General features: G+C 37.8%; 1 protein-coding gene. It reads right to left on the bottom strand.

Going from position 1 to position 7,269, the window contains the following annotated elements:
• Positions 1–331: 331 nt before the first annotated feature.
• Positions 332–6,910 carry a DUF4214 domain-containing protein gene (locus AN214_RS21270; RefSeq protein WP_161805710.1) on the bottom strand — a complete coding sequence of 2,193 codons (6,579 nt, stop codon included), beginning with the start codon at positions 6,908–6,910 and terminating at the stop codon, positions 332–334.
• Positions 6,911–7,269: the final 359 nt, after the last annotated feature.

Here is a 7,269-nt window from a genome sequence, read left to right as displayed (position 1 = left end):
CAATCAGACATTGATGACGACGCTACTGTAAAAATCTGATTACTTGTCTAACCTACCAAAGCCCACACTCTGTTGTGGGCTTTTTATTTGAACCTTTATTCCCAAACAAAGAATAAGGATCATATCTACCTAATCATGCTAGCGAGTCAGGTGTTTGAATAACTAAGCTGAGAAACTCTAAATCAAAGCAATTACTGTTTTATCCACAAGCCGCTTTACTATTTGAAAAAGTGACTATGTAACTAATGTAATTGTTATTCAAAAATAACAATAAAAAAGCCCGACAATGCACTGCACTATCGGGCTTAAACTTAGTATGCTTAGTAGCTACTTAAAAGCGACTCACATAATCACTGTGATTCAGTACACTATTTAATAGACCGACTTCATCATTGTTATGCAGTAAACCTATGCCACTTGATAACTCTGGATTTGTCGCCTTACGTTCCAGCAAGTAATGATAGTAAAGCGATACTGTTATCTTCTTCGCCATACGTAACTTGCCTTCGCGTGATTCACTTAAACTCGCTAACATCACTCCACGACTGACACCGTTGTTTAAGCGCCCTACCCAGTAGTTATAACCACCTGCATCCGCATTGCGGTTAAACACGTTCTGATACAACAAATTCACAAAGTCACCATTGCTTAACGTACCATAACGTGAGCTAAACTCGCCACTTTGCGTAAAACGTTCCGCTATCTCTTCTAAGCTCATCCCCTGCTCATAGCGATTCTGCCATGCGCGTAAGCCGTTATAATCACCCGGGCGTAAAAACGCACTCAAATACAAACGCGCTACCGGTTGCTTATCCGCGACAAACCCATCACTCGTTAAAATGCCTGAATTCACTAGCCACTCGCCCCGTGATGTCGCATTGCCTAATGCTACAACATCATCTGCTATCGCCTTTAATGACCATTGCTCTGACGCTAAATCACGATACACCTGTTTTACAAATGCTTCATCATTCTGTATCGGGTCATTGTCCATCACCGTAAGCCATGTCCCTTCTAATAGCTCAACATAATCCGGACGTTCATCATTATCCGTATCTTGCTTTAACGACACACTATGTTGCATGCGTAAGAAATAAGCCTCACTGCCTAAATACGCCCTTAACACCGATTTCAAACCACCAACGTCTTGCTTATACCACTGCGTATAAACACTCGCCTCTTCCGCCGTTAAACGCTCGCCCTTGAGCACTAAGCTTAAGCTTCGTACCAACTGCTCCGCACCTTGCTTGCTTTCATTCTCTGGCGATTCAATAAAGCGCAGCATCAATTCGCCACGTGTCGTCGTGCCATTGTTCAGCTTGTTCGTCCACGCTGCTAACCCTCTGTCATCCGGCTCTCGCTTTAAGACATTACGGTAAACTAAGGTCACAAATTTTTCTGACGTTAATTCCGAACCATAACGCGATGTAAACTCGCGCGACGTTATCAACCTGTCAACAACCTGCTGTTTACTGAAAATACCTAGACTAATCTTCGTGCGGTAAAACGCAAAACCCATTGGGTCTGCTTGACGCGTAAAACACGCTAAATACGCTTTGCCTAAGAACTTAAATACGTCCGCATCTGAATGCGAGTCCAGTAACAAATCATGGTATAAATCAACCAATGACATTTGATTATCAAATAGTAAATTCGACTGACGTCCAATCTCCGTCATCCCATCCACTTCATCAAAGTAAATCGATTGCATTTGGTTACGAGCGATTACATCCACATACGCTTGAATCACTTGATTACGTACATACGTCGCTGATTCACCTAATATCGCGTTGTCTTTTGCATTAGCGTTTTTCGATTCCAAAATTTCCAAAATGAATGGACGGCCGTCTTTATCCGTATCTTGCCAAGTATCATTCACATCATTAGAAGCAAATCCCCAAAGACTTTCAAGATCGTCACTCCACCCATCCATATCATTATCTGAATTGAGTAATGGGTTCGTATCTTCACCGTCTAAAACACTATCACCATCGCTGTCAGCATTATTAGGGTCTGTTCCCAAAACAATTTCCTCACCATCCAAAATGCCATCGCCATCGCTATCAGGATTATGTATATTAGTGCCGAGCTGCCTTTCTTGATGATCTAATAAACCATCACCATCACTATCTAAACTGGGTATAACTTCCACATAGTTCGATCGAGGGCTACATGCAAACTGATTGCACGCAATTACATAAGCAAAACCAGAGCTAGGAAGATCGGCAATTGTTTTTTGTAGAGATGTAGATGTACCTATTAAAATACCACCGTTAAACGTTTGGTTAGCTAGATAAATTTCGTAGCGTTCAGCAAAGTCTACTTTTTGCCAAGTTAATTTAACAGAGCCGAGAATATCTAGTGCCTCCACAGATGTAATTTGTGTTGCTGCAATTGAGAATCTAACGTTTTGGTCTACTTTAATCGCTTCACTACAGCCTGTTAAATCGTCGCAGAAATTTACTGAAATTTTATAGCTCCCATTTGCTACAGCAAGCTTATTCCAATAGTAGTAATTTCCATTAACTAGTGGTAATTCGTTTTTACGATAGATATGTTCGTTTAATGCTGTTTGAGCTTCATTATCGTACAGTTTCAACTTCAAATAGTCATGATCTTGACGATATATGTTTAATCCAAGGTCATTCTGATTCTGAACCACACTTCTTATATCCCATAATTTGCTTGGTGCTGTATGGTTTATTTTTAGGCGTTCAAATGCATTAAATTGGATATTGCTATATAAAAGACCACTTGAACGCATATCTAGAGTCATAAAGCTTTCATCGATCATTACATCAATTGACGATTGTGCAATAAGCTGCTGATCTATATATGCTTCTAACTGATTACCTCTATCATTCTTTTTGAGATGCAATTGCTGCCATTGATTGAATTTCATCCTCTCCACAACGACAGGTGCATTATTTGCAACCACTAGGCTTACACTGTTTGCAACCAATAGATTTCCATTAAAATCTACGCAATCATCCCTAAAGGCGTATAACAGTGATGCAAGACGCGGTTGGTTCTGTTTGTAATCTAAATGGCTGTCAGGTAGCACAGAAAATAATTCTCTGTAGCAAGAATTAGAATAACCTGCTTCGACAATCGACAAAGGTACAAAAAGATCTAGTGATATTTCATATCCCTCATCCGTGTATAATTTTTGCTCTGATTTCAGTTCACTAAATTGATGAACATTATTTTTTCCTTCATAGGTCGCGTAAAACCTATGCCTATCATAGTAAGTCGGCGAGTTATTTAGATATTTATCTGAATAATGAGCAAGCGCTTTACCTGTAACGTTAATTGAATCTGAGCAATTATCAGTATCTGAAAAACACTGTTTTAATGAGAAATCTATTGATTCGTCCCAATAATAGTTATTGAAAGAAACCCTAGTTGAATTATGGACCGTGTATTGTTTTAATTCTTTACTATCTGGGTCTATGTAACTAACGTACAAATCAGTTTGAGAGTCGCTAATTTTTGGTCTAACGTAAATTTTACCAACTGCATCTGACGACACTTGAACATCTGGTGCTGGTAATTTTGCCGGTAATACCGGTAATTGATAAGTGCGATAAAAATCAGAAGTTGCACATACTGATAACGGCGAACAGCTTTCTATCCAGAAATAATAGCGCTTACCTCGCACGGGGCTTGGAAACTCGAAGTCGCTTTCAACATCACTCTTTACCAGTTGCTTTGGCCCAGTGACCGATTCAGATACATAAATGGAATAATTAAATTCACTCGATGGCGTTGTGACATAGCCAAGCAAATAATCATCAATCTCAAAGTATTGAAGACTATTGATATTGCCTAGGTGAGATGGTGAGGTACCTGGTTTGCCTAGTAAATTCACACCGTACGGCGCACTCCAATCGGAACACCCTGCTGCATTGCAGGCTTTCACAAAATAATCTGCTCTAGGTTTAGTATAATTTTCGAAAAAAGAGTGCGTTAAATCACTAGTACGAGTGATAATTGGGCCAGGTTGATAACCGCTATAACTGGCTGTGCCTAATTGATAAAAACTCGCGTTCGCCGAAGCCGCCCAATTTACGCTGATTGCTGCGGAGCGGCTTTGAAAATCTACAGTATGGCTCAATAGCTCAGTAGCTTCTGGCACTAACACTTCAAAAGCAGTCGTACCTGTAACTGTTTCGCTTAACGGACCACATTCGATATAGTTGCACCACTGGGCTTTTATCTCCAAACTCGCGCCGGGTCGTAAATTATTAGAATAAAAAGAAAAACCCTGCTGCCAATAAACATCTTCTAAGTGATAAAGCTCTGCTGCGTCATTTACGCTAAATACTTTTAAATAAACGGCGTTATCAGGCACTTCTGAGACTACTTCAAATCCGAGGTAATTATACGAGTAGTCAGATTCAGCATTAATTTGCGGTGAACTATTGATTGGTGAATTAAAATTAGCATCAAGCGATGGTGTAATTTTAATTTTTTCACTAGATAAGCCTAATGATTCTAAAACCAATTGAAATTCATATTCACCGGAAGGAGAGATTGGTACATGTTGAAAGTTCAAATTTTGGTCATCTACATAACGGCTCGAGCCGTTAGTTAAATAACTTAGTTTTGCATCAAAGACATTTGGCAATTGCCAAGATAAGGTAGCTAACGAAGATGCTGAATTGACAGAGACATTAAAATTAAAATCAACTTGTTGAGTATATTCATCAATTTTTAACAGTTTCTCAGAGTAAACACACTCTCCGTTCGCACACAACTCTAATGTATAGTAAACCTCACTCTCAGTAGTATCTAGCGCATCATTAAATTTTACAACACCATTAAATTCGCTATCTAAATATTTAATCAGTACTTTTTGACCATACTTTTGGTAGCGCTTATAGAATGATAACTGATAGCCAATATTAAAATCGCTAAGGTTAGTATAACTTATATATACATAACCAGGCTCTATTATTTCGGCATTAAACCAAGGGCGGAGATTAGTTTCCTGTTCAATATTAACTGATACAGAATAGAGCTCGACTAATTCACCTTGTTCACTAATAGCCTCTAAACGATATTGAATGTATCCAGCATCATCAAAGCTTGTTGGAAACTCTCGGTCCAGAAACTCATTACTGTTAGTTGATGTCAAATAACGTCTTTGCCCGTTATATGTAGAATAAAGTTTATAGTAAGAAGCCCCTGCTATTGATTGCCAGTTTAGTTTAATACTTCGGCTACGTGAATCAAACTTTGCTAATAAAGTATTTTGTGCGTCACCAAAATGAATTTCTTTCCAACCCGAAGACTCAGAGCAAAGATTAAAAGCACAAGAACGGATCTGTGCCCAAACTCGGTCATTATAAAGATTTGATATACTTGAAGAATCCTGCGAAGTAACTAAGTCAACTACTTCACCATTTCTATCAATATACTGAATATTGTAATTTGTAACTCCAGTAACCTTAGTCCAACTTATCTTTCTTGAGTAGTTAGACTTTTCTCCTATCAATTTAGTAACGGGTAACGGGGTGATGGCAGATCGCACTAATTCTTGCGGAACAGTCCCACACTTTAAATACTTATTACACGGATAAAGTTGATAACTATAGTTATCCGAAGAAGAGACTTTGTCATGAAAATTGACACCTGTTACACGTGTGAGAAACTCGTAACTGTTGGAAAGTTCTGATTTTCGATATATAGCCACATGCTGATTTTCAATAGCCTGAAATTCAATATTGATATAACCTATCTCGGAACCAGCACTTGGCATTTGACTAAAAGCCTGTACAGAAGAATTACGAATGGCATTAATATCTAAACCCCAAATACTACTGCCACGGTCAATCAAATAGTCATCCTGCTCAGTGAAAAATACTTGGCTAGAGTGTCCTTTGCCTACTAAAAAAATATCACCCTCAGAAATATTGAAATATTGTATTAAATCTGAAGAACCGAACCACGCATCAGGATAAGCACTGCGCCTAGCCTTAAAAATAATCTCATTCTCATCTGTACTAACATCAATTAGCTTATAAATTGCTGATAATGAGTTTGAAACTATCTGACCACTCACCTCAGAAATATTTTTTTTATGGAGTTTATCTCCCATCAAATAAAATAAAGTTTCGCCACTGTTCGTCAGTAAAAAATGATCATCATTTATGTAATTTGTCGTCTCAGTACGGTAGATACTGACAATCTCTTTGGTTTGTTTTGTTAGTTTATAAAGCTGATCGTTTTCTAACGCGCCTGAACTAGTAGCATTCTTTAATAATAAATAGCTACCGTTACTAGTGATACTTACTAGCCTAATAGCGGAGAAGTCTTCAATTATTAGCTCTATTAAACCTGTTTCGAGATTTAAATAGTACAACGCTTCTCTAAAATGCGTTTGATTTTCTAATACATTATGAGAGCTTGAGGTAAAATAAATACCTTTGTTATTTTTAACAGGCCATGCCTTAGTAATCCCATGTGTGAGTTGCCGAGAATCATGTCCGAGCAGCCTTGTTACTTCGTTGTTTAACAAATTCAAAAAGAAAATATCAGCAGATGAATTGCTATCTTGTTCATCTACTAATCCGTTAAACTCTGTGGTAAAAGCTACTTTAGACAAGCTATCAATAACTGATAATGCTGTAATTGGGTAATCAGCTGGAGTAATAACTGAGGTTTCCAACACTTCGGAGCCAAGATCCCTTACAAATAGTTTTGATTCGTGTAAAGAAGAGCTTGAGTCATAGATTCGCTTACTATAGGCAATTTTATTGCCATTACTTGAGGGATAAGTAGAAGTGGTTACACCATAATTAGGATATTTATCGTCGAAACGTTCTTCTATCGTCGATGCATTCACACCAAATGCGGCGAAGAAATAAACTGAAAAAAGTATCAAAAAACGAATGACAGAATGCATAAAAATATCCCTATAAAATAAACGGTTGCATTTTATAATAAAGTTTATGCTATTGCTATTGCTGATTTTTATGCGTTTAAAATGAACATTATTACCTACAATATCAAGTTCAAAAACGGCATTATTGTTAACCATATATTGGATTTTTGCACTAAAAACCATGAAAGAAAATATGACTTAGAGACATTAATAACAAGAAGCTGTCCATCATAAAAAGTTACTTGCTTAATTAAAATTTACTTGAGTTTTTTTGATGCCTTAATGCGGTTTGTGATCTTCCCCTGAAATTCTAGACACCTAGCTTACCGAATTATATCGGATCTCAAACTCTTCAGGGGACTGATGGCCTAGATGGCTGT

The organism is Pseudoalteromonas sp. P1-9 (assembly GCF_001399975.1).
Classification (GTDB): domain Bacteria; phylum Pseudomonadota; class Gammaproteobacteria; order Enterobacterales; family Alteromonadaceae; genus Pseudoalteromonas.
The sequence above is the reverse complement of the archived record's forward strand: the minus strand, read 5'-3'. Positions and strand labels throughout refer to the sequence as shown.